This is a genomic window from Gramella jeungdoensis, from assembly GCF_023805255.1.
Taxonomy (GTDB): Bacteria; Bacteroidota; Bacteroidia; order Flavobacteriales; family Flavobacteriaceae; genus Christiangramia; species Christiangramia jeungdoensis.
Genome location: NZ_JAMSCK010000002.1, coordinates 169,859 through 192,894 on the forward strand (window position 1 = coordinate 169,859; position 23,036 = coordinate 192,894).

At 40.7% G+C, this 23,036-nt stretch carries 17 protein-coding genes and 1 tRNA gene; 9 read left to right on the forward strand and 9 right to left on the reverse strand.

All coding sequences use genetic code 11. The annotated features are described in order from the left end of the window. Positions 1–163 precede the first annotated feature (163 nt). Both NE848_RS05040 and NE848_RS05045 read left to right on the forward strand, forming a co-directional pair. Complete coding sequence (locus NE848_RS05040) at positions 164–2,812, forward strand: DUF5916 domain-containing protein (protein WP_252111133.1); 2,649 nt, start codon at positions 164–166, stop codon at positions 2,810–2,812. Between the two features lie 203 nt (positions 2,813–3,015). Then, positions 3,016–3,576, forward strand: coding sequence for a lipocalin-like domain-containing protein (locus tag NE848_RS05045; RefSeq protein WP_252111134.1), 561 nt, complete (start codon positions 3,016–3,018; stop codon positions 3,574–3,576). A gap of 53 nt (positions 3,577–3,629) precedes the next feature. Here the strand turns inward: NE848_RS05045 and polA are convergent, their stop codons facing one another. Together polA and NE848_RS05055 are read right to left on the reverse strand one after the other, a co-directional pair. Further along, a complete protein-coding gene (gene polA / locus NE848_RS05050) occupies positions 3,630–6,455 on the reverse strand; it encodes a DNA polymerase I (protein WP_252111135.1) in 2,826 nt (941 codons plus the stop codon). A 107-nt stretch (positions 6,456–6,562) separates the two neighbouring features. Continuing rightward, on the reverse strand, positions 6,563–7,540 hold the full coding sequence (locus NE848_RS05055) for a glycosylasparaginase (protein ID WP_252111136.1): 978 nt from the start codon (positions 7,538–7,540) through the stop codon (positions 6,563–6,565). Positions 7,541–7,696: 156 nt separating this feature from the next. Here NE848_RS05055 and NE848_RS05060 point away from each other — a divergent pair, with 156 nt between their 5' ends. Continuing rightward, a complete protein-coding gene (locus NE848_RS05060; protein WP_252111137.1) occupies positions 7,697–8,923 on the forward strand; it encodes a metallophosphoesterase in 1,227 nt (408 codons plus the stop codon). Positions 8,924–8,997: 74 nt separating this feature from the next. Beyond that, positions 8,998–9,294: a thioredoxin family protein gene (locus NE848_RS05065; protein WP_252111138.1), complete on the forward strand. Its 297-nt coding sequence runs from the start codon at positions 8,998–9,000 to the stop codon at positions 9,292–9,294. Here the strand turns inward: NE848_RS05065 and NE848_RS05070 are convergent. Together NE848_RS05070 and NE848_RS05075 are read right to left on the reverse strand one after the other, a co-directional pair. Then, positions 9,266–9,970, reverse strand: coding sequence for a polysaccharide deacetylase family protein (locus tag NE848_RS05070; protein WP_252111139.1), 705 nt, complete (start codon positions 9,968–9,970; stop codon positions 9,266–9,268). The genes NE848_RS05065 and NE848_RS05070 overlap by 29 nt on opposite strands. Positions 9,971–10,070: 100 nt before the next feature. After that, complete coding sequence (locus NE848_RS05075; protein WP_252111140.1) at positions 10,071–13,388, reverse strand: DUF2723 domain-containing protein; 3,318 nt, start codon at positions 13,386–13,388, stop codon at positions 10,071–10,073. Between the two features lie 212 nt (positions 13,389–13,600). Between NE848_RS05075 and NE848_RS05080 the strand changes: the two genes are divergently transcribed. Further along, a tRNA-Gln gene (locus tag NE848_RS05080) sits at positions 13,601–13,673 on the forward strand. 369 nt (positions 13,674–14,042) lie between these two features. Here NE848_RS05080 and NE848_RS05085 read toward each other — a convergent pair. The 5 genes from NE848_RS05085 to NE848_RS05105 all read right to left on the reverse strand — a co-directional run bounded on the left by NE848_RS05085 (position 14,043) and on the right by NE848_RS05105 (position 18,350). After that, positions 14,043–14,324 carry a hypothetical protein gene (locus NE848_RS05085; protein ID WP_252111141.1) on the reverse strand — a complete coding sequence of 94 codons (282 nt, stop codon included), beginning with the start codon at positions 14,322–14,324 and terminating at the stop codon, positions 14,043–14,045. A gap of 97 nt (positions 14,325–14,421) precedes the next feature. Continuing rightward, positions 14,422–15,699 (reverse strand): acetyl-CoA hydrolase/transferase family protein, encoded by a 1,278-nt coding sequence (locus tag NE848_RS05090; RefSeq protein ID WP_252111142.1) that lies wholly within the window; start codon positions 15,697–15,699, stop codon positions 14,422–14,424. A gap of 80 nt (positions 15,700–15,779) precedes the next feature. Further along, on the reverse strand, positions 15,780–16,346 hold the full coding sequence (locus NE848_RS05095; protein ID WP_252111143.1) for a YceI family protein: 567 nt from the start codon (positions 16,344–16,346) through the stop codon (positions 15,780–15,782). A 105-nt stretch (positions 16,347–16,451) separates the two neighbouring features. After that, positions 16,452–17,735, reverse strand: coding sequence for a hypothetical protein (locus tag NE848_RS05100; protein WP_252111144.1), 1,284 nt, complete (start codon positions 17,733–17,735; stop codon positions 16,452–16,454). Positions 17,736–17,759: 24 nt separating this feature from the next. Then, a complete protein-coding gene (locus NE848_RS05105) occupies positions 17,760–18,350 on the reverse strand; it encodes a YceI family protein (RefSeq protein ID WP_252111145.1) in 591 nt (196 codons plus the stop codon). Between the two features lie 677 nt (positions 18,351–19,027). On the opposite strand from NE848_RS05105, the gene NE848_RS05110 reads away from it, so the two are divergent. The 4 genes from NE848_RS05110 to NE848_RS05125 all read left to right on the forward strand — a co-directional run bounded on the left by NE848_RS05110 (position 19,028) and on the right by NE848_RS05125 (position 23,015). Beyond that, on the forward strand, positions 19,028–19,501 hold the full coding sequence (locus NE848_RS05110) for a UpxY family transcription antiterminator (RefSeq protein WP_252111146.1): 474 nt from the start codon (positions 19,028–19,030) through the stop codon (positions 19,499–19,501). 317 nt (positions 19,502–19,818) lie between these two features. Next, a complete protein-coding gene (locus NE848_RS05115; RefSeq protein ID WP_252111147.1) occupies positions 19,819–20,817 on the forward strand; it encodes a mannose-1-phosphate guanylyltransferase in 999 nt (332 codons plus the stop codon). A gap of 55 nt (positions 20,818–20,872) precedes the next feature. Next, positions 20,873–21,985 (forward strand): GDP-mannose 4,6-dehydratase, encoded by a 1,113-nt coding sequence (gmd, locus tag NE848_RS05120; protein ID WP_252111148.1) that lies wholly within the window; start codon positions 20,873–20,875, stop codon positions 21,983–21,985. Positions 21,986–22,049: 64 nt separating this feature from the next. Next, positions 22,050–23,015, forward strand: coding sequence for a GDP-L-fucose synthase family protein (locus NE848_RS05125; protein ID WP_252111149.1), 966 nt, complete (start codon positions 22,050–22,052; stop codon positions 23,013–23,015). Positions 23,016–23,036 lie beyond the last annotated feature (21 nt).

Consider the following 23,036-nt stretch of genomic DNA (forward strand, 5'->3'; position numbering starts at 1 on the left):
TTAGTGTTAGTTGGAAAACCTCACAGGTAAGAACCTGTGAGGTTTTTTATTTTTTGTGCTATTTTTGCCGTCCAAAATGTTAAAAAAAGCCTAAAAGGGTCGAAATTCTGTCACATTTTCAAAATCTAATTGTCTTTTAATAAATCATCAATCAAAAAACGAAATGAAATCCATCAAGCTTAAGCTGCTTTTCCTTATTATCATCTTTACTTCTAATAACATCACCGCTCAGGGGAATTCAAAAAATACTGATGCTGATTTCAGCCTGGCGAAGAGATCCTATACCACTACTTCGGTAGCCGGGAAAACCCCTATTAAAATTGATGGTCTTATTGATGATGCGGCATGGGATGCTGTAGAATGGACGTCAGACTATGTAGAATGGGAGCCAGATAACAGTACATCGCCAACTTACCAGACAAAGATGAAGATCGTCTATGATGATAAGAACTTATATGCGGCATTTCGATGTTATGAACCTAATCCCGAAATGATTGTTCAGAGAATGGGACGGCGGGATGATTTTCCTGGTGATTGGGTAGAGTTGAATATTGATAGTTATAATGACGATAGAACGGCATTTTCTTTTACCATTTCTGCCAGTGGTGTGAAGGGGGATGAATTCGTTTCTAATAATGGAAATTTTGATCCGAGCTGGAATCCTATCTGGTATCTTAAAACGAATATAGATGATGAGGGCTGGACTGCCGAGATTAGAATCCCGCTTAGCCAGTTACGTTTTAGTGCTGATAAAGATCAGGTATGGGGTATCCAGTCAACCAGAAGGTATTTTAATAATGAAGAGAGGTCTACCTGGCAGCCTGTTCCTGCCAATCCTGCCGGCTGGGTTAGTTCTTTTGGAGAGTTACGCGGACTTAAAAATCTGAAGCCTCAGAAACAATTGGAGATCCAGCCTTACACGGTGGGGAAATACAATTCATATGAAGCTGAAACGGGTAATCCTTTTCGAGATGGAAGAGACGGTGACCTAACAGCCGGTTTGGATGCGAAAATAGGTGTGACAAATGATCTTACTGTAGATCTAACCATAAATCCTGATTTTGGACAGGTAGAAGCCGATCCGGGTGCGGTTTCCCTTGACGGTTTTGAAATTTTCTTTGAGGAGAGAAGACCTTTTTTTGTGGAGAATAAAAGTGTATTTGATTACAGTTTTGCTAATACCCAGGATAATCTGTTCTTTTCAAGAAGAATTGGAAGGTCCCCGCAGGGTACTGCTGTTGGGCCTAATACGGCTTATGTAGATCAACCCAATAATACTACCATCTTAGGTGCAGCGAAGTTTAGCGGGAAGACCCAGAACGGATGGACCATCGGAGTGCTAGAGTCGGTTACTGCCAGGGAATTTGCTGAAGTGGTAAATGATGATGGTACCGAAACCGAAAAACTGGTAGAACCTCTAACTAATTACTTTGTGGGTAGAGTCCAAAAAGACTTCAATGATCGTAATAGTTATATAGGAGGGATGATCACTTCAACTCACAGAAATATTGAGGAAGATCTTACTTTTCTCCATACTCAGGCTTATTCCGGAGGCCTCGATTTTAAACATAATATGAAAGATAGAAAGTATTATGTTGAAGGAAACGCTGTGATGAGCCATGTTAGAGGTAGTGAGGAAGCTATTCAGAATACCCAGAACTCAATCACACATCTTTTCCAAAGGGTTGATGCAGATCATGTTGAGGTAGATCCTAACAGAACCTCACTCACCGGAACCGGTGGGCGGATTGAAGCAGGAAAAAGCGGTGGAGGTAACTGGCGCTATAGCCTTGGGGGAAAATGGATTTCGCCAGAACTTGAAACCAACGATTTAGGTTTTCTGCGTCAGGCCGACGATATCAGGCAGTACGCAGACGTGCGTAGGTTATTCACTAAACCAACCAGCTGGTTCAGAAGGGCGGTTATTGGTCTTGAACAAATGACGGCCTTTGATTTTGAAGGTAATTATAACAGGATTCAGTACGAGACAAAAGGATTTATAAATTATAAGAATAACTGGTGGAGTGAATTTGGTGCTGCACATAAACCCAGGATCTTCATTAATTCTTTTCTAAGAGGCGGTCCAAGATGGCGGTTTAATGAAGAGAACTATTTTTATATTTTTTCAGGAACTGACCGACGCAAGAAAATGAGCTTTGATCTGGGATATGTAAATTCTCAGGCTACTCAGGACGCATTTAGTCTTGAAAGATATGTTTTCAGGACACGATATCAGCCTTTGAATTCTCTTAGCTTGTCGCTGAACCTGGAATACGAGAAAAACCCGAATAAGACCCAGTATATTGCTGAACGCTCTTATAACAATTCAGCCCGTTATATTCTGGGGAATATAGACCAGGAAACTTTAAGCGCGACATTCAGGCTGAACTATAATATCAATCCTAACCTTACCATTCAATATTATGGGCAGCCATTCATATTTAAGGCTGATTATTCAAAGCTCAATTATGTGGTTGATGCCACCGCTGAAGATTTAAATAATAGGGTTTCATGGTATGACGAAAACCAGGTGTCGTTCCAGGACGGAACTTATCTTATTGATGAGAACAGGGATAATACTGTAGATTATACAATTAACAATCCCGATTTCGCTTTTGTTCAATTCCGGTCTAACCTGGTGGCTCGCTGGGAATATATCCCAGGGAGTGAGATCTTTTTTGTATGGTCTCAGGGTATTAATGGCTTCGGCGATGTAAATGATGATTTCAGCGGAATCGTGGATAATCAACTTTTAAGTCAAAAACCGCAAAACACCTTTCTTATTAAAGCTACCTACAGGTTTATTTTATAATTGAAAAAAATAGAGATGTCTGCTTTCAAACTCCCATTAATTACAGGGAGTTTTTATTAAATCCATATTTGGTAGAAGGACTTTCTTATCCTAGAAGTTTGAATCAGTGTATTTCAAAATCAATTTTTTTTTAAATAAAAAAACAGTAAAAAATTGAATGTCAATTTGTTAGGTGTTATTTTTAAGGTGATAACATGGAGGAGATGAGTAGGTGTTTTGTTTTTACGTTAATAGGTTTCTTGATTATTTTCTCTTATGCCTGCGATGAACAACAGGCGTATTCTTTAAGTGATGATGATTGGGAAACTATCATACATACTAGAATTAATCCCTCAGATTTATATGGTAGCTGGGAACTCACGGCTATCTACACTGAAGATGTTATAGATATTAATGGTGATGGGACTCATACTAATGACCTGTTACTGGAAACTAATTGTTTTGATGGAATGAGTATCGAATTAAAAGATGATGGAGGTTTTTTCGCAGTAAATGCTCAAATGGATTTCTCAGCAAGGCCAGGCGATTTAGAATATGAATGCGTTAGTAAACCGGGTGAAACAGGCACCTGGGAGATCAACAACAATGCACTCGTTTTAAATTTAGTTGTGGGCAATATTCTTATTAGCGATGCAAAAAAAATTAGTCTTTACGCAAATAGCTTTTCTTTAAGTGTTAATGAAAACCAGTCGAAAGACTATGTAGATCATCCACAAAATGACCGAATCCAGGTTATTGAACTCGAATTTTCCAGACTGAATTAATCCTGTTTTGCAGAATGGTATTTAGTTTTTCTGCTTAGTATAAATAGATAATTTTAATGCGCTTCCAGCCAGTTTTCACCAAGGCCAAGATCTACATCTAAAGGAACTTCCAGTTTATAGGCATTTTCCATTTCAGATTTGATCATGGACTTAACCTTATCCAGTTCGTCTTTATGGGCATCGAACACAAGTTCATCATGCACCTGGAGCAGCATTTTGGTCTTGTAATTCTCTTCCTTGAGCTTCTTGTGAATATTGATCATTGCTAGTTTAATGATGTCGGCCGCGCTTCCCTGGATAGGTGCATTCACCGCGTTCCTTTCTGCAGCTCCTCTCACCACGGCATTTCTTGAATTGATGTCTTTCAGATATCTTCTTCGCCCGAGTACGGTGGAAACGTAGCCATGTTCCCTTGCAAATTCCACCTGATCACCAATAAAATTGCTCAGTTTTGGATAGGTCTTGTAATAAGTGTCTATCAGTTCTTTTGCCTCACTTCTTGAAAGGCTTGTCTGGTTACTCAATCCGAAAGCAGACACTCCGTAAATTATACCAAAATTGACGGTTTTTGCATTACTTCGTTGCTCTCTTGTGACCTCTTCGATGGGTACATTGAATACTTTTGCGGCTGTTGAAGCATGAATATCTTCACCTTCCTGGAAGGCTCTGATCATATTTTCTTCCTTGCTCAATGCAGCAATGATCCTTAATTCTATCTGGGAATAATCTGCTGCAAGCAACACATAATTCTCATCTCTTGGAACAAAAGCTTTTCTAACCTGTCTTCCACGTTCTGTTCGAATAGGAATATTCTGAAGGTTTGGATTGTTTGAGCTTAATCTTCCTGTTGCAGCAATAGTCTGTACATAATCTGTATGCACTCTGCCGGTAGTCTTTTCAACCTGGCCGGGAAGGGCATCTACATAAGTGTTCTGAAGTTTTACAAGTCCGCGGTAGTCCAATACGTTCTGAATAATAGGATTATCCTTGGCGTGTGCCGAAAGCACGTCCTCGCTGGTAGAATATTGCCCGGTCTTCGTCTTCTTCGGCTTTTTCGCGATAGCCATCTTTTCGAAGAGTATTACTCCAAGCTGCTTAGGAGAGCTTATCAGGAATTCTTCACCTGCAGCTTCATAGATCTTGGCTTCAAGCTCTTTAATATCTGTGGAAAGAGCTTCGGAAAGAGATTTTAAATATTCTTCATCGAGCTTTATTCCCTCGATTTCCATATCGGCAAGCACTTCAACTAACGGAATTTCTATCTCATCGAATAACTTGCGGGTTCGAGCCTCCTCCAGCTCTTTTTCAAAAAAGTTCTTCAGCTGAAAGGTGATATCGGCATCTTCTGCCGCGTACTCAGTTTGTTTGGCAAGGGGAACGTCCCGCATATTTCCCTGGTTCTTACCTTTTTTACCGATTAATTCTGAAATAGGTTGCGGAGTATAATTGAGATAGGTCTCGGCCAGCACATCCATATTATGACGCATGTCCGGATTTATAAGATAGTGGGCAATCATGGTGTCAAATAACGGGCCTTTGATCTCCACCCTGTATTTGTGTAGCACCTCAATATCATATTTGAGGTTCTGACCTATCTTTTCAATTTTATCATTTTCAAAGAATTCACGTAATTCTTCTATAAGGTCCTGAGCCTTTTCTCTTTCCTCGGGAAATGGAAGATAAAATCCTTTTCCGGCTTCCCATGAAAAAGCGATCCCGACTAATTCAGCTTCCAGGGGATTGAGGCTTGTGGTTTCGGTATCAAAACAAACACTTTTTTGTTTTAGCAATTTCTCCAAAAAGATCTCACAGGCCATATTAGTGTTCAGTGACTGATACATATGGGCCGTATCCTTCAGGCTTTTTCTCGAAGAAGTGCGTTCTATGGCTTCACCCTCGTCTCCAAATAAAGAGAACTGGCCGGCGCCAGCTACCTGGGCATTCTTCTTTGCTGAAGGTGAATTGGTCACCTGCGTTTGAGGTGTGTCTTCTTCGCCGCTGAACAATTTAATGAACTGATCCTTCAGCCTTCTGAATTCCAGTTCGTCAAAGATGTTCTGAACCTTCTCAGCATCTGGCATGGAAAGCTCGTAGTCTTCAGCATGGAACTGAACATCACAGTCGGTAAAGATTCTCGCTAATTTTTTTGAAAGCCTACCTAGTTCCGCATTCTCTATCACCTTCTCCTTCATCTTGCCTTTAAGCTGATCGGTGTTTTCCAGGAGGCCTTCCATGCTGCCAAACTGCTTGATGAATTTCTTTGCAGTTTTTTCTCCAACTCCCGGCAAACCTGGAATATTATCTGCCGAGTCTCCCATCATTCCGAGAAAATCAACAACCTGCTCCGGCCGTTCCACTTCAAATTTCTTCTGAACTTCCGGGATTCCCCATATCTCTATTCCATTCCCCATTCTTGCCGGCCTGTACATAAAGATATTATCGGAAACCAACTGGGCGAAATCCTTGTCAGGAGTCACCATATAAACCTTGTAGCCTTCTTTTTCTGCCTGTTTGGCAAGGGTTCCTATAATGTCATCGGCCTCCATTCCGGAGCATTCCACAACCGGTATGTGCATGGCTCTTAAAATGTCCTGGATAATAGGAATGGCATCACGTATGGGTTCCGGAGTTTCATCCCTATGAGCCTTGTAATCTTCGAACATTTCGGTCCTGGCCTCACTTCCATCCTTATCAAAACATACGGCCAGGTGATCTGGTTTTTCCCTTCGAATTACATCAAATAGCGAATTAGTGAAACCCATGATCGCCGAGGTGTTGAAACCTTTAGAGTTGATCCTTGGGTTCTTTATAAAAGCGTAATATCCACGAAAAATAAGGGCGTATGCGTCAAGTAAAAAAAGGCGTTTTTGCTCGGCCATGTGTATTGTTTAAAAATGAATTTGAGAATATTTCAAAACTACAAAGATAAAATCACTCTTCCTTGTTAATCGAATTAATTAAGACTGAAATCCTGGTGGTGGAAAAGTTACTCAATCATATAAGAAGGGCTGGTGTTATTTGAGCTTTCTCCTTCTTGATATTTAGCATAAGTAAATCCTTTATGAATACAATAGGAGCCAATTTCTCCAGCCTTGTTCAGCGCAACAAATGCAACCTGGAATTCCTTATGATTTTTATTCTGTTTTACAATTCGGTTAATTGCTTCTTCGCAGGCTTCCTGGGGCGAATTTCCCTGCCTCATAAGCTCCACGATCAAAAAACTTCCCACGCTTTTCATCACAGCTTCGCCCATTCCAGTGGCTACGGCTCCACCAACTTCATTGTCCAGATACAATCCAGCACCGATTATTGGGGAGTCACCAACCCTGCCGTTCATTTTATAAGCCAGGCCTGAAGTGGTGCAGGCTCCGGCAATATCACCTTTCTCATCGATACACAGCATCCCAATGGTGTCGTGGTTTTCAATATTAATAATAGGCCTGTATTCTTTTTCTTTAAGCCATTCTTTCCAGGCTTTTTCAGAGTTTTCGGTAAGCAGGTTCTTTCTTTTGAATCCCTGCTGAATCGCAAATTGAAGGGCGCCTTCCCCGGCGAGCATCACATGAGGAGTTTCTTCCATGACCTTGCGAGCCACTGAGACCGGATGTTCAATTTCTTTTAGGTATACTACAGATCCGGCGTTGCCATCAGGAGACATGATACAGGCATCCAGGGTGACATTCCCATCGCGATCGGGTGCGCCTCCGTTTCCAACCGTGGTGTTCTTTAGGTTTCCTTCTTCAACCATCACCCCTTTTTCAACGGCATCCAGTGCACTTGCGCCTTCATACAGCATGCTTCCGGCCATCTTTGTCGCGTTTTGGAAGTTCCAGGTCGCGACAGCAATTGGGGAGGGCTTTGCCATTTTTATATCGTTTAATGCAGACTGGGAAAAGACAGATGGGGCCGTACTTAGTGCCATTCCGGCCATTCCGGCATTCTTGAGGAAGTTTCTTCGTTTCATTTCTGGAAAAAAATTTCTTAAAGATAGGATTTTGGAAAATGAAAGACCAAATCTTTATACACTATCAAAATTGTTTGAAAACCTATCAGATTAAATTATCGTTAAGGCGTATATAATGGGGTGTATTAAACTTATATTCGTGAAAAAATATTGCTAATGCGTTGGATTATCTTACTGGTCTTTTACTTTGGGGTTGATTTATACGGGTACCAGGTAGTACGCAGTTTTTCGAAGAATATCTGGATAGGTGTAATCTATTTTCTTGTTTCGGCTATAGTAATAGGAAACCTCATATTTCAATTCAACCAGCCAAACCCGGGAGGTACATTTTCCGGTAGTCGCGGTTATGCGATCGGGATCTTTTTAGCCTTTGTTGTTGCAAAAATAGTACTGGCTTTAATCATGCTGGGAGAGGATGTTGTAAGGGTTCCTGTTGCTGTGGTCCAGAGACTATTCGGCGATTCTGAAAATCTTTCTATCCCCTCAAGAAGAAAGTTCCTGAGCACCATTGCTCTGGGGCTTGCTGCAATTCCCTTTGCTTCCTTGTTGTACGGGATGTATAAAGGCAGGTATGATTTCAGGGTGCTGAAGTACACGCTGTATTTTGAAGATCTTCCCGATGCATTCGATGGATACAGGATAAGCCAGATAAGTGATATCCATTGCGGAAGCTTCGATAATAAGAACAAGATAGAGTACGGGGTAGAACTTCTGAAAGAACAGGATAGCGACCTTGTGGTTTTTACCGGTGATCTGGTGAATAATATGGCGTCTGAAATGGAAGATTGGAAGGATCTGTTTTCCCGTGTAAATGCACGTGATGGAGTTTATTCGATCCTTGGGAACCACGATTATGGAGATTACCATAACTGGGAAAGCGCAGAGGCAAAAAAGCAGAATCTTGAAAGGCTGAAGCAAACTCATTCTGAAATGGGATGGGATCTTATGCTAAACGAGAACCGGTTCATTGAAAAAAATGGTGAAAGGATAGCTTTGGTAGGAGTGGAGAACTGGGGTGCTGGTGGATTCAAAAAAGCCGGTGACCTTAGAAAGGCAGAAGAGGGAGTAGATGAAGGTGATTTCAAGATTTTACTAAGTCATGATCCTTCACACTGGGAACAGGAAGTAAAAACCCATGAAAAACACTATCATTTAACGCTGAGCGGACATACTCACGGAATGCAGTTTGGAATCGAAATACCGGGCTGGTTCAGGTGGAGTCCTGTGCAGTATCGTTATAAACATTGGGCAGGTATATATGAAGAAGCCGGGCGTTATATCAACGTGAACCGTGGATTCGGATTTCTGGCTTATCCTGGCCGGGTTGGTATATGGCCTGAAATTAGTGTAATTGAACTGAAAAAAGGCTCGAAACCCGCTTAATTAGAAGAATTTGCTATATTTGATTTAAGCTGGCATTATTGTGGCTGCCACTGGCTGAAATTAAATCCTGAATTATGTCAAAATTTGGTGAATTAGTAGATTTGAAAGTCCCTGTTTTGTTGGATTTCTATACCGAATGGAATGAGGCTTCCGTTGCCATGCATCCGGTTTTAAGAGATGTCGCTGCAGCGATGGGAGACAAGGCTAAGGTGATTAAGATAGATGTGGATAAAAATTCGCAATTAGCCGAGGCATTAAGGGTAAAAGGGCTTCCTACACTAATGATCTACAAATCTGGAGAGATGAAATGGCGGCACAGCGGTGAGCAGGACGCTAATACTCTCATTGGCCTGCTGAAGGAATATCTTTAAGGCTCCTGAATTCAAATCCTTTTTCTTTATAATTATTTAATAATCTGGGTAGAACAACCTCAAGATTACCAAAAGCCTTTTTGCTGTCGTGAAGTACAATCGTGCTTCCGTCTCCTGCATTTTCAATAATATTCCTGTAGCATTTTTCTGGAGAAAATTCCTTTTCGTAATCCCCGCTTATTACATCCCACATTATTATCCTGTAACCAGCTTTACTTAGTTTTCTGGCCTGTGAGTTTTTAATTTTTCCATATGGGGGTCTAAAAAGGGGGGTGGTCTTTCGTTCTATATTCTCTTTTCTCTTTTCTTTTATTACACCTGAATTATTATGCAATTGAGCTGAAAATATCTTTTCTGCAATCTCTATATTTTCCAGGTAATCTGATGTGGAAGTTTTCCACCCGTTAAGATGATTATGGGTATGATTCCCCACAGCATGTCCTTCCTGGAGGATCCTTTTAAAAATATCCGGATGTTTTTCGACATTTTCTCCAATACAAAAAAAAGTGGCTTTTGCATGAAATTCCTGAAGCTTATCAAGCACCCACGGGGTAACTTCAGGAACCGGCCCATCGTCGAAAGTGAGGTAAATAGAGCCGGGTGTGTCAATTCTGGTAATCCTTTCAGGATAGAGCAATTTCAGCAATGCCGGATATTTTGGCCAGAAGAATTTCATGACGGCTTAATGTTGATATTAGTCATTCCGAGCCGAAGGCGAAGGAATCTCTAGTGTTTTATAAAGATCTCTTTGCTTAGTTCATATGATCTGTTTTCCTTTAATCCTCAACTGAATCCAAAGCCATGGAATCGATATTGCTTGGCGCCGGCGAGGCACCATCTATCCCTTCCCCTTCATCCAGGACTTCCTGCTGGGGAGACTGTACTTCAGTATCGAGTTCTTCATCTTCCCTGTAGAAGTGTTTGAATAACCTTAAGTAGCTGTTGAATTCCTCGGCTTTCTCTCGTACTGTGTCCCTGTCTTCATAGACTGACAGCAGATCAACAAGACCGCGGTAACGTTCCATATCGGTTATGATCTCATCGGCATACATATATTGGCGGTCCACATCCCAGTTACTGTAAAAAGTAAGGTTCTCCTGATATTTTTCTGCAACTTTCTCCCACAGCTTTCTGGCTTTTTCAGGCCTGTTCACTTCGTAATACCCACTGATAAAGGGTTCAAGAAGCGTGTAATAGTCGTAATATTCAACCGGCATATGCTCCATGCCCAGATCCAGTACCTCTTCCGCATGAATAGTGTCTCCTTCATTCAGGAGGTTTTCAGTTAGTCTTGCAAGGTTACTTCGATACGTGATACTGTTCTTCCTAGTTTCAGGGTCATGGTAAATATCCGATGAGCCCATATTACCCCAGTCCCAGTTCTTGACGATGTTGTACATCTTTTCAGTATTCACCCTTCCCATATCGAAAGGATTTCTTGGATCTAGTGGGGTTCTTATAGGAACCAGTTTATAGGTCACTCCTTCAAGCTGAAGGTAATCCTTCATCCAAAGGTAATCATCATCTCCAAAGCTTCCTCCTGTAAAATAAATTGGTCTTTCCCAGTTATTGTTAGCCAGGATATCCAGCATCAATAATCGGTTCTTGTAAAGGATTTGGCTGTCTATCGTGATGTCTATATGATCAACGATCTGATCGGCTTCAGATTCATCTACAATTCCATTTTCAAGAACGGTTTGCTTGTCTACTGGTATTCTCACATATCTTGAAGGGAATGTATTGATCATGGATCCGCTTTGAAGCTCCGCTTTTGTACGTGGATCTTCATTTTCAATGTAATTCATCCATGTACCGATTGGCACTGTGTCCTGAGTTACTTCCCTTAAGAATATAGCATCGTTCTTCCCGTTATAGAAATCATTTTCCAGCTGGGAAGGAACAGGATCGCTTTCAAAAGCTTTTCTCTTCATCTGGTCAATATACCAGTCGGTGGCGAGGAGGCTGGTGTTCACAATACGCACATCTGTTCTGTATTTTTCAACCTGTTGAACATACCAGAGCGCAAAGGTATCGTTGTCACCAATGGTAAATAATATTCCATTTTCATCAACCGAGTCGAGATACATTTTCGCCATGGTGAATGCGGTATCCCTGCCTGAACGATCGTGATCGTCCCAGTTCTCTGATGCCAGCAGTCCAGGAACGCAAAGTAAGCTTACCACTATCACTGCAGGGGCCACTATTTTTGGGCTGATTGATCTTTTGAGTTTGTCAAATAGGGCATAGACTCCAAAGCCTATCCAGATGGCGAAAACATAAAATGAACCAACCAGGGCGTAATCCCTTTCCCTTGGTTCGAAGGGTCTTTCATTAAGATATATTTTCAGGGCTATACCGGTAAAAAGGAAAAATACCATGAGTACCCAGAAGTTCTTTTTATCACGTTTTAGCTGAAATACAAAACCTATGAGTCCAAGGATCAGTGGAAGGAAATAATAGGTATTCCTGGCTTTATTGTTTTTAACGTCTGAAGGCAGGTCTTCCTGGGAACCGATATGCCATTCATCAATGAATTTTATTCCGCTCAGCCAGTTGCCATGGAGGTCATTATATTTTCCCTGGATATCATCCTGGCGACCGGTAAAGTTCCACATAAAGTAACGCCAGTACATGTAACCAATCTGGTACTCCAGTAAATAAGCTATATTTTCAGCAAATGTGGGTTTTTGAACGTCAAGATAATCGCTAAACTGACTAAGGAACTTATGGTAATCTTCCATATCCCTTTCTCCCCGTGAATACTGGTTCTTGAATTCATTTACAGCAGAGATCAATCTTTCTTCACCCTGGTATTCCGGTTTGACCTTAAAGTCGAGTGGACCGGTAAATTCCATATAGTTCACGGCATGTTCTGTACTCCACATCCTGGGAAGAATCGCTTTGTGGTCATCGTCCAGGTTCTGTTTGGCATTCTTGTAATCGTTAACGATCACATATTTGCCAAGTTCTTCATCCTTTTCATATTTAGGTTTCGCATCCTCGTAAGGATTTTCAGCATCCAGCCCCGAATACATTTCAGACCATTGCGGGCCATAGAAGAGGTGGGTTTCTCCATATTGTTCACGGTTATAGTAAGCCAGCAATTCCCTGGCATTATCGGGACTATTTTCATTGATCACCGTAGGGGCGTTACTTCTAATTGGAAGCATTACCCAGCTGGAAAATCCTATAAGAACGAAAAGAATACAAAGAAGCAACGTGTTGTATTTATAAAGATTCTTTTTTCGGGTATAGTTAATACCGAAATAGAAAACTCCTACGATCACCAGTAATGCTACTATCGTTCCGGTATTAAACGGAAGGCCCAGGCTATTGGTGAAGAACAATTCTGAAGCTGAGAAGAAAGTAAGAGTATAGGGTAACAGAAGTTTGAAAATGAACATAAGTACCGCAACCACTACAATATTTGCGATAATGAAATTCTTAACCGTTACCTCCTTATAATTCTTGAAAAAATAAAGGAAGCCTATTGCCGGCAGTGTAAGAAGTCCCATAAAGTGAACTCCAAATGACAGGCCTATAACAAGGGATATTAAGATGATCCACCGGTTTCCTCTTGGTGTGAACATATCTCTTTCCCATAATAGTCCAAGATAGAACATAACCGACATAAAGCAGGCGGCCATTGCATAAACTTCAGCTTCAACAGCATTGAACCAGAAACTATCGGTAAAAGTGAAGGCAAGAGAGCCCACAAGGGAACTCCCAAGTATGGCCATTTTTCTTGAAGGGCTGAGTTCCTTGACCGGCCCCGCAACTTTCAGTACCAGGATAGTGATAGACCAGAACATGAACATGATGGCCACGGCACTGGCGAAACCCGACATAAAATTGATCATGAGGGCTACAGATCCATTATCTGGAGCAAAGGTGGCAAAAAAGGCACCCATCATCTGGTAGAAAGGGGCTCCGGGAGGGTGTCCCACTTCAAGGTTTGCAGAGGTTGCAATATATTCACCGGCATCCCAGAAACTTGCCGTTGGTTCCAGCGTAAGCGTATATGTGGTCAAAGCGATAACAAAAACCAGCCATCCCAGAATTTTGTTCCACTTACCAAAGTTAAAATCAGTCATAAATAGTAGTGTAGTTGTACTAAAGTGGCGAATTTAATAATAAAATGCTGAATGCTTTCAAAACGAAGGATAAAAGCGTTTATTTTGGAAAAAGCTGAAAATGAAGCAGCCAGGAAAAAAGCCGGTCTCAAGGCATATTTTTTGAGTAAAATTCTTAGAAAAAGTTTGTGTAAAATAAACTTTGTTTTAAATTTGCATCCGCATTTAAGCATTGGCCTATGGTGTAACTGGCAACACGTCTGGTTTTGGTCCAGAAGAGTCTAGGTTCGAGCCCTAGTAGGCCAACAAAGTGCTAAAACCCGATCTGAAAAGATCGGGTTTTTTTATTGTGAATTATTCAAGGGCGAGAAGTTTATCCCGATTCGAGCGATAGCGAAATATCGGGGAGCCCTAGTAGGCCAACAAAAAGCCCAAACTGAAAAGTTTGGGCTTTTTTAGTTAGTAGTTAGTAGTTGATAGTTAGCCAATTCTGCATTCAGAATTCAAAATTCAGCATTCAAAATAGTCCTGACTCTCACTCGGCAGGCTTCGGACAGGCTGCTCGGGCTGACTTGTAGATAAAAAAAAGATCACCTCTCCAAAAAAATCACCGCAATGAATTTATGAAGAGGCAATCAGGAAATTTAGCTTTGATCTTATTTTAAATATGTGCAGCTAAATTGAATTTACTACGATTAATATCGTACTTACGGCTAGGCTAATTATCAAACTATTAAAGACAATTTTCGTTTTTAACTGGGCTATCACAGATGCGTTGAATCCCATACATACTGCAACCACCAGGAACAGCTGGATCATATTCGATATTCCGTGGCCATTCATAAGGATAAACATTGCTGCTATAGATCCCCAGCAACTGGATGCTATTATCGCCAGGGCTGCATAACCCAGATACATTTCTTCAAAATCCTGGTATAATCTGGCGTATAATTTCATAACTACTGGTTCTTTAATTACACTGTAAAAATAGTTACAGGTGTTTTTATAAAATATGACCAATCTCAGGTTTAGTGTGCTTTCCGGGAAATTTTGTTTATGAATTGAGGCGTTCAAAAGCCTGCTTTGAAAGTTCTTCTCTATGATCCGGATGAGCGATCGAAATCAGTGCTTTTGCTCTTTGTTTGAGGTTCTTTCCAAACAGGTCTACAACTCCATATTCTGTGGCAATATAATGCACATGGGCCCGGGTTGTGGTTACGCCTGCTCCTTCCTTAAGGTATGGGACGATCTTTGAAATTCCTTTATTAGTAACCGACGGCATTGCAATGATGGCTTTTCCTCCTTCAGATAGGGCTGCACCTCTTATAAAATCCATCTGTCCGCCAACACCAGAATACTGGTATTTTCCAATGGTGTCTGCACATACCTGTCCGGTAAGGTCAATTTCGATTGCTGAATTAATAGCTGTTACCTTAGGGTTCTGCCTGATTATCGCGGTATCGTTGGTATAGGCGGCTTCCTTGAAATGCACCAGGGGGTTATCATCAATAAAGTCATATAGTTTAGGTGAACCTATGGCAAAACAGGTTACCAGTTTTCCGGTTTTGATCTTTTTCTCTTCTCCGGTGATCACTCCTTTTTCTATCAGGGGAAGCACGCCGTCTGAAAACATTTCGGTGTGTACCCCGAGTCTTTTGTGGTTGGTAAGGTTGTTAAGGACAACATTTGGAATTCCGCCAATTCCCATCTGTAAAGTGGCGCCATCTTCAATTAACTCAGCGATATGCTTCCCAATGAGTTTCTCAACTTTAGTAGGTTCTGTAAGATGTGTGGAGTGAATAGGATTTTCTACTTCAATTACTGAATGGATTTGGTCTATATGTATAATTCCGTCGCCATGGGTTCTAGGGACATTGGGATTGATTTGCGCGATCACTGTTTTTGCATTCTGAATAGCCGGTAATGCGACATCTACAGATACACCAAGAGAGCAATAGCCATGTTTATCGGGAGGAGACACCTGGATAAAGGCAAAATCCAGCGGAAGAATATTCCGTCTGAAAAGCACATGGATCTCACTTAAAAATATCGGGATATACGCTCCGAAATTTGAATTCACCGCCTTTCTCGTATTTGAGCCCGCAAAGCAACTATTCGTCCAGAAAGATTCATTATATGGTGGTTCGGTGTAAAGAGCCTTTCCTTCGGTATGTATCTGGATAAGTTCTACGTTTTTAAGTTCACTGTATCTTTCGCAAAGAGCATCTACGAGGATATTAGGAGTCATGGCAGCACCTTGTATAAAGATTCTCTGATTGGACTTAACCTCTTTTACAGCCTCCTGTGCCGATACTATTTTCAGGTTTTTCATGAAGAATATTTTAAAAATTAGATGCTCAAGGAATTGAATACCTCAAGAAAATTTAAGAAAAATAACGGGAAGGTGTGATCTTATCTCTGGATCAAAAGATTGAACTGAACCTCGATCTCTTCATCTACCTCGATAAGTCCAAGAGCTTTTGTTGGTGGTTCAAGTCCGAAATCTCGAATATTCATTCTGAATTTTCCCTTAAACCTGTCATTCTCAATTTGAACCGGTAGGTTGTAGATGTTTTCCTTACCGGCGAGCCTTACTGTAATAAAGGCTTTAACGTACTGCTTTGAAATGAGCTGCACCTGATTAATATTGATCTTTATTTCAGGGTACTGATCAGATTTCAGAAGATCCTGAAAATCTTCATTCATCCTTTTGTTGCCACAATCAAAGCCATTCGTGGTTAATTTGAGGTTAAGATCCGGGAATCTAAGGCAGCTTTCCTCGATGGAATATTTTATGGTTCTGATGTCGGTGATCAGGCCTATATCAAATCGGCAGTCAAACTTATTTACATTGGTACTTCCGGCTATTATCAGCTCACTTTGTGGAAGTATTCTCATGGTTTCCTTTTCAAAATCTTTCTGTGCCATAAGGCTGGCGCAGAAAAGCAAACCACATATGCACATTAAAAGATTTTTCATGGTAACGAATTTAAGTTTTTCCTGATAAGATTTCGGGCGGAGTCTAAATAAGTTGGGGGATCTTATTTCAACTCTGCCCGAAAATCATCAATCAGATTTTAATATTTAGAAACTAATCGCAGCTTCCAGAGTGAATCCTTTGAAGTTACCTTCGTAGTGGAGGTCACTGGCTGGGTAGTCGTTATAGTCTTGGTTAACATATTCAGCTTTCATCAGGATGTTTTTGGTCATGAACCATCCTGCTCCAAGCTGGAATCTGTTCACTGTAATTTCATTAGAATCTGTAAGATCTCCTTTTACGGTATTATAACGAGTTCCTATATAAAGATCTTCATTTGCTCCGAATCTGTAGATAAGTTCTCCAGAAAGTTGGGTGTAATTTCTGTCTGAAGACTCTCCTTTGTCTTTGCCACTTGAAGTTTCGTAGATTCCGAAGAACTCAAGTCCGCCATACTTCAGAAATGGGTTGATCATGAAAGATGTTACCTCATTTTTGAAAGAAGGGATAATTCGTCCTGCTCTAAATTTATCACCAATTTCATCTCCGTCAGGATTGCGTCCAGTCATAACATTGTAGTAGCGTGATCCTGCACGGTCACCTTGATAAAGGTAATTTCCTCTTCCATAGTTTTCTCCACTGTGGAATAGAGATCCTGTTAATCTGAATCTAAGTCCTTCAGTGGCCTGGTTGTCATATCCAAATTTGGCAAGTAGTGAAGGTTTGGTTTCACCATTTCCTTTTGTAGTCTGGTTAAGTTTACCATTAGTGAATCCAAGCATACCTAACCATGGACCGTCGAAATAGTATACTTCAGCACCAACTTCAGTGGTAAAGCTATCCATCAGGTAGTTTCCAACAAATGGGTTGTAAGTTGCCATCGCGTTGTCAGTTCTTCTGAAGTGAGCGTCACCATAGTTGTTTTCCATGTGACCTATCTTGATCCTTAAGTGATCCATAAGACCCTCTGCAAAACCTTCGCTCACGAAGTCAAGTTTGTCTATCTGGATGTATCCACCTTTTACATAAGATTCAGTGTGGTGCTGAGAAGAGAGATAGGTTCTCAAGTGCATTCTTACACCATCGTAAAGAGCCACATCCAGATCAAGGTTGGCAGTCGCGAGGTTGAAATTTCCTTCAAGGTCATAAACAGAAATATCTGAATAAGAGCTCTCTTGAGAAAGATCCTGGAACTGGATGGTAGAAGCTCCACCAACTCTTACGTGTAATCCGTCGAATGTTGTAGTTGTATCCTTAGGAGCTTCGAACATGTTAATTCCTCTTTGATCGGGATAACGGTAATTATCCAGATCTCTTTGCGTTTGGGCCATTGCTGGCATCGCTAACAGTGCAATAAGCACTAAACTTAAATATTGGATAGTAGTTTTCATCTTGTTAAATGTTTAGATTGAAGTTTATTTATTAAAGTGTGTTTCAAATTTGATTGTTACGGTTTCGCCGGTAGTGATAGTACCGAACATTGCAGTTGGGGGTTCTACGCCATAGTCTGTCATGTTTAAGTTATGTTCTCCTTTTAATATGATATTGCTGGGGTTTATTGATAAATTGAAATTTAATGCGATATCTTTTTTAACACCTGCTATCTCAAGGCTTCCGGTGGTTTTGACTTTATAGTTTCCGTTAGATCCTGCAGAGATATCTTTTACACTCTTTAGCTGATAAGTGATCTTTTTGTGTTTATCGGTGTTTAGCGCCTTATAAGTGTTTTTGTCCATTCCGCTTTTTCCGCTCTTAAGAGCTTCAGCTTCTACCGTAAAGCGAAGAGCATTAATTTCTTCCAGTTTTCCTTCATCCAGTTCAACTGAAATGGTTCCGCTGGTACTTTCAGCTTCCAGGGTCCAGTCATGGATATTGGAAGTTCCATCTACTACCAGGCTGGAAGATTTATTATTAAGATTATACGATTGGGCGTTAAGGTTAATGTTCATCCCGAAGCTTACAACAAGGGCTGCGATCAAAACTTTAAGTGTGCAGTAACTTTTCATGATAATTGCGTTTTAAAATCAATACAAAGTTGCGGCAGGAGTGTTTCGTAAAATATGACAAGGGTCAGGTTTTGGATTAGTTTTCCGAATAGCCCATAAAAACTGACATTTATCAGGTTTCTTGGTGGTGGGGAGTTCGGAGTTCGTAGTTCGGGGTTGTGAGTTGTTTGTTTTGTGTTGTGGGTTGTAAGTTGTGTGCTTAAGTCATTTCGACCGTAGGGAGAAATCTTTTAGTTGGTTTGTAGTTCGTGGTTCGTAGTTCGGGGTTGTCAGTTGTATATTGTGGGCGTACGTCATTCCGAGCGAAGCGAAGGAAACTTTGTAGTTCGGAGTTGTGAGTTGTGTGTTGTGGGTTGTGTGTTTAAGTCATTCCGAGTGAAGCGAAGGAATCTTTTGTTGGTTTGTGGTCTTTAGTTTGAAGTCGTGGGCAAATCTAATCTCTCTTTTCTGTTTTAGATCAGTCCAAAATTCAACATTCGAAATTTATCTTTTAAAAAAGAGCTTAAAACTTACTGCTTATAGCTATAAGCTATTTCAAAATTCAACATTTATTACTCAATACTGAATTGCCCATTGTCAATAAAAATATTAGTTTTGCGACCGAAATTTCTCCACTCATTGAGATACCCTACTGCGAGAAATTGAAAGATTAACTATAATAAAATAGAGATCGCAGTATGCCCTGGTATGTAGTACGCACCAAGCCACAACATGAGATAAAATCATCCCAGATCCTTGAAGATCTTGGGGTGGAGGTCTATTGTCCGGTAGTAACTGAAATCAGGCAGTGGAGTGACCGGAAAAAAAAGGTGACCGTCCCGCTTTTTAAATCTTATTTGTTTGTAAATCTGGAAACTAGTAGTCGAAACCGTGTCTTTGAGGCCCCGGGGGTTGTTAATTTTGTACACTGGCTTAAAAAACCGGCAGTAGCACGACCTGAGGAAATAGAAGCAATCAAATCATGGATGAACAATGATTCTTTGGATGATTTTGAAGTAGGCAGTCTCCAGCCTGGGGATGAGGTGGAGATTAAAACCGGAAAGTTCGCGAATAAAAAGGCGGTAATTAAGGAGGTTGGGAATAAAAAACTCAAACTTATTTTACCGGGGATAGGCTGGACCTTGAGTGCTCGTATTAAGGATGTTGTGTAATTTATTATGATAACATTAACTGAATATTCTCAGTTTATTATATTAAAATCTGGATTTTCTACACCCAATTAATGAAATATATCCACTCTAGTTAATAATTCATAATTTAAAGTTAAAATTTTAACACTTGTTGGTTGACTAGGTGGTTTAATAATCATAATTTTGCTGCCTGAAAAAGCAACCTGATCCTTAACCCTACTTATGCATGATCTTGACCAACCCCGGTTAAGATCTTTTCCATCAGGTTTATCAAAATTTTTTACGGGAATTCCTCTCTGGGACTCACGGCGGCGAAGCCTTGTTTTCAATTTAAAATTATGTCTGAAATTATACATGTTCTACTTACCGGTGGAGTAGGTAGCAGGCTCTGGCCTTTATCAAGAAAATCAAGGCCTAAGCAGTATATAGATTTATTTGGCGGCTATTCCCTTTTTGAATTGTCGGTTAAAAGAAACTCTTCTATTTCTACAAAATTAAATGTGGTAGGGAATGTTGATAATAATGAATTGTCTCAAAAGTCCCTTTCGAAGTTAGGAAAGGTTGATTATATGAATATCGTGGAGGCTACTCCAAGGAATACAGCCCCGGCTATTGCATTTTCAGCATTTGCTGCACATCCGGAAGATATTTTACTGGTAACCCCTGCTGACCATATCATTAAAGAAGGTACGGAATATACAGAATCTGTGAAGAGAGCTATCGAACTGGCCGGTGAAGGTTATATCGCAACTTTCGGTATTAAACCGGAAAAGCCAGAAACCGGCTATGGTTATATAGAGCAAAAAGGAGAAGATGTTGTCGCATTCAGGGAGAAGCCTAACCTGGAAACAGCCAAGCAATTCCTGGCTGCAGGCAATTTCCTTTGGAACAGCGGAATGTTCTGTTTTAAAGCCGGGGTGTTCTTAGAAGAATTAAAGAAATATGAACCTGAGGTCTTTGCCAGATCCATGGAGGGCTGGTTCAACAATAAAGAAGGAAAATTGGATCTTGAAGATTCTTTAAAGATCCCTTCCATAAGTGTGGATTATGCGGTTATGGAGCGGAGCGATAAAATGAAGGTGGTGGCTTCTGAATTCGAATGGAGTGACATGGGTAGTTTTGAAGCGATCTATGAGTATCTATACTCTCAGGGACATCCTATAGATGATAACGGGAATATGGTTATCGGCTCAGAGAATTATACAGCTTTTGTTGGGTTTAAGAATTCAATTCTTGTTTGTACTCCCGATGCCAATCTTGTTCTTTCAAGAGAGCAGTCGCAGGAGGTGAAGAAGGTTTATTCGAATCTTGAATCTTCTAATTCAGTACTCGTTTAAAAAATATCAATAAAATAGCTTATCGCTTACAGCTTTAAGCTTAAAGCTAATAATAATGAAAGTAGCATTAATTACCGGGGTGACCGGACAGGACGGTGCTTATCTAAGTGAGTTCCTTTTAAAGAAGGGGTATATAGTTCATGGATTAAAAAGACGGTCTTCTCAGTTTAATACGGACAGGATAGACCATCTTTACCAGGATCCGCATGAAGAGAACAGGAATTTCATTCTTCATTACGGGGACATGACAGATAGTACGAACCTTATCCGTCTTATTCAGGAAATTCAGCCGGATGAGATTTATAACCTGGCTGCAATGAGTCATGTCCATGTTTCTTTTGAAACTCCTGAATATACCGGTAATGCTGATGGGCTTGGGACATTGCGAATTCTTGATGCAGTTCGTCTTTTAGGACTTGAAAAGAAAACAAGAATATATCAAGCATCTACTTCAGAACTTTATGGAAAAGTTCAGGAAGTTCCTCAATCTGAAACTACTCCTTTCTATCCTCGTTCACCTTATGCAGTGGCAAAAATGTATGCTTACTGGATCACGGTAAATTATCGCGAGGCTTACGGGATGTATGCCTGCAACGGGATACTTTTTAATCATGAGTCTCCGCTAAGAGGAGAAACTTTTGTTACCAGGAAGATTACTCGTGCAGCCGCAAGGATCGCTCTTGGACTGCAGGATAAGTTCTATTTAGGTAACCTGGATGCCCAAAGAGACTGGGGACACGCCAAGGATTATGTTCGCATGATGTGGATGATCCTCCAGGCCGAAGAGGCGGAGGACTGGGTAATTGCTACAGGCAAAACCACTCCGGTTCGAGAATTCGTTCGTATGGCCTTTGCTGAAGTTGGAATTGAATTGGAATTCAAAGGCACAGGGGTAAATGAGAAAGCTTATGTGTCTTTCTGCTCTAATCCAGATTTCCAGTTAGAAATTGGTAAAGAAGTTCTGGCTGTTGATCCTAAATACTTCCGTCCTACAGAAGTAGATCTTCTTATCGGTGATGCTAGCAAGGCGAAGAACAAGCTTGGTTGGGTACCCGAATATGATCTTCAAGACCTGGTAAAGGATATGATGCAGAGTGATGTTGAATTGATGCGAAAAGATCAGCATTTAAAGGAAGGCGGTTACCAGGTCCTAAACTATTTTGAGTAACCGACAACCGACAACCGACAACCGACAACCGACAACCGACAACCGAGAACTGACAACTGATTTCATGAATAAACAAACAAAAATATATATAGCCGGCCACCGCGGTATGGTAGGCTCGGCCATCTGGCGAAAACTGGAAGCTGAAGGCTATGCCAACCTTATTGGTAAAACCTCTAAGGAATTAGACTTGCGTGATCAAAAAGCTGTAACCGAATTTTTTGAATCAGAAAAACCAGAAGTGGTTATCGATGCAGCAGCACGAGTAGGAGGTATCTTAGCTAATAATGATTATCCGTACCAGTTCCTGATGGAGAACCTGCAGATCCAGAACAACCTAATAGACCTTTCTCATATAAATGATGTGGAGAAATTCATCTTTTTAGGTAGCTCTTGTATCTATCCAAAACATGCTCCTCAACCGTTAAAGGAAGAATATTTATTGACGGATAGCCTGGAGCCGACTAATGAATGGTATGCAATTGCCAAGATCGCCGGGGTAAAGGCCTGTGAAGCGATCAGAAAGCAATTTGGTAAAGATTATATAAGCTTAATGCCTACCAATCTTTATGGTACACATGATAATTTTGACCTAAAAACTTCTCATGTTCTTCCAGCAATGATCAGAAAATTCCATGAAGCTAAAATTAAAATGGAAAAAACCGGCCACAAGGAGCCTGTTGAACTCTGGGGGAGTGGATCTCCTATGAGAGAATTCCTTTTTGTAGATGATCTGGCAGATGCGGCTTATTTTGCTTTGCAAAATAAACTACCTGAAAACCTTTATAATATAGGAACTGGCAAAGACCTTACCATTAAAGAGCTGGCAGAACTGATTCAAAAAATTGTAGGTCATGAAGGAGAAATTATCTGGGATAGTTCTAAACCGGATGGTACTCCGAGAAAGTTGATGGATGTGGATAAGATGAAGAATGCCGGTTGGGAAGCTAATACATATCTCAAAGAAGGAATTAAAAAAACTTATCAATGGTTTTCAGAGAATCAGGATAAGTTCAAAGAAGTTAAACTCTAACTAAATCTGCTTAGAGCTTAA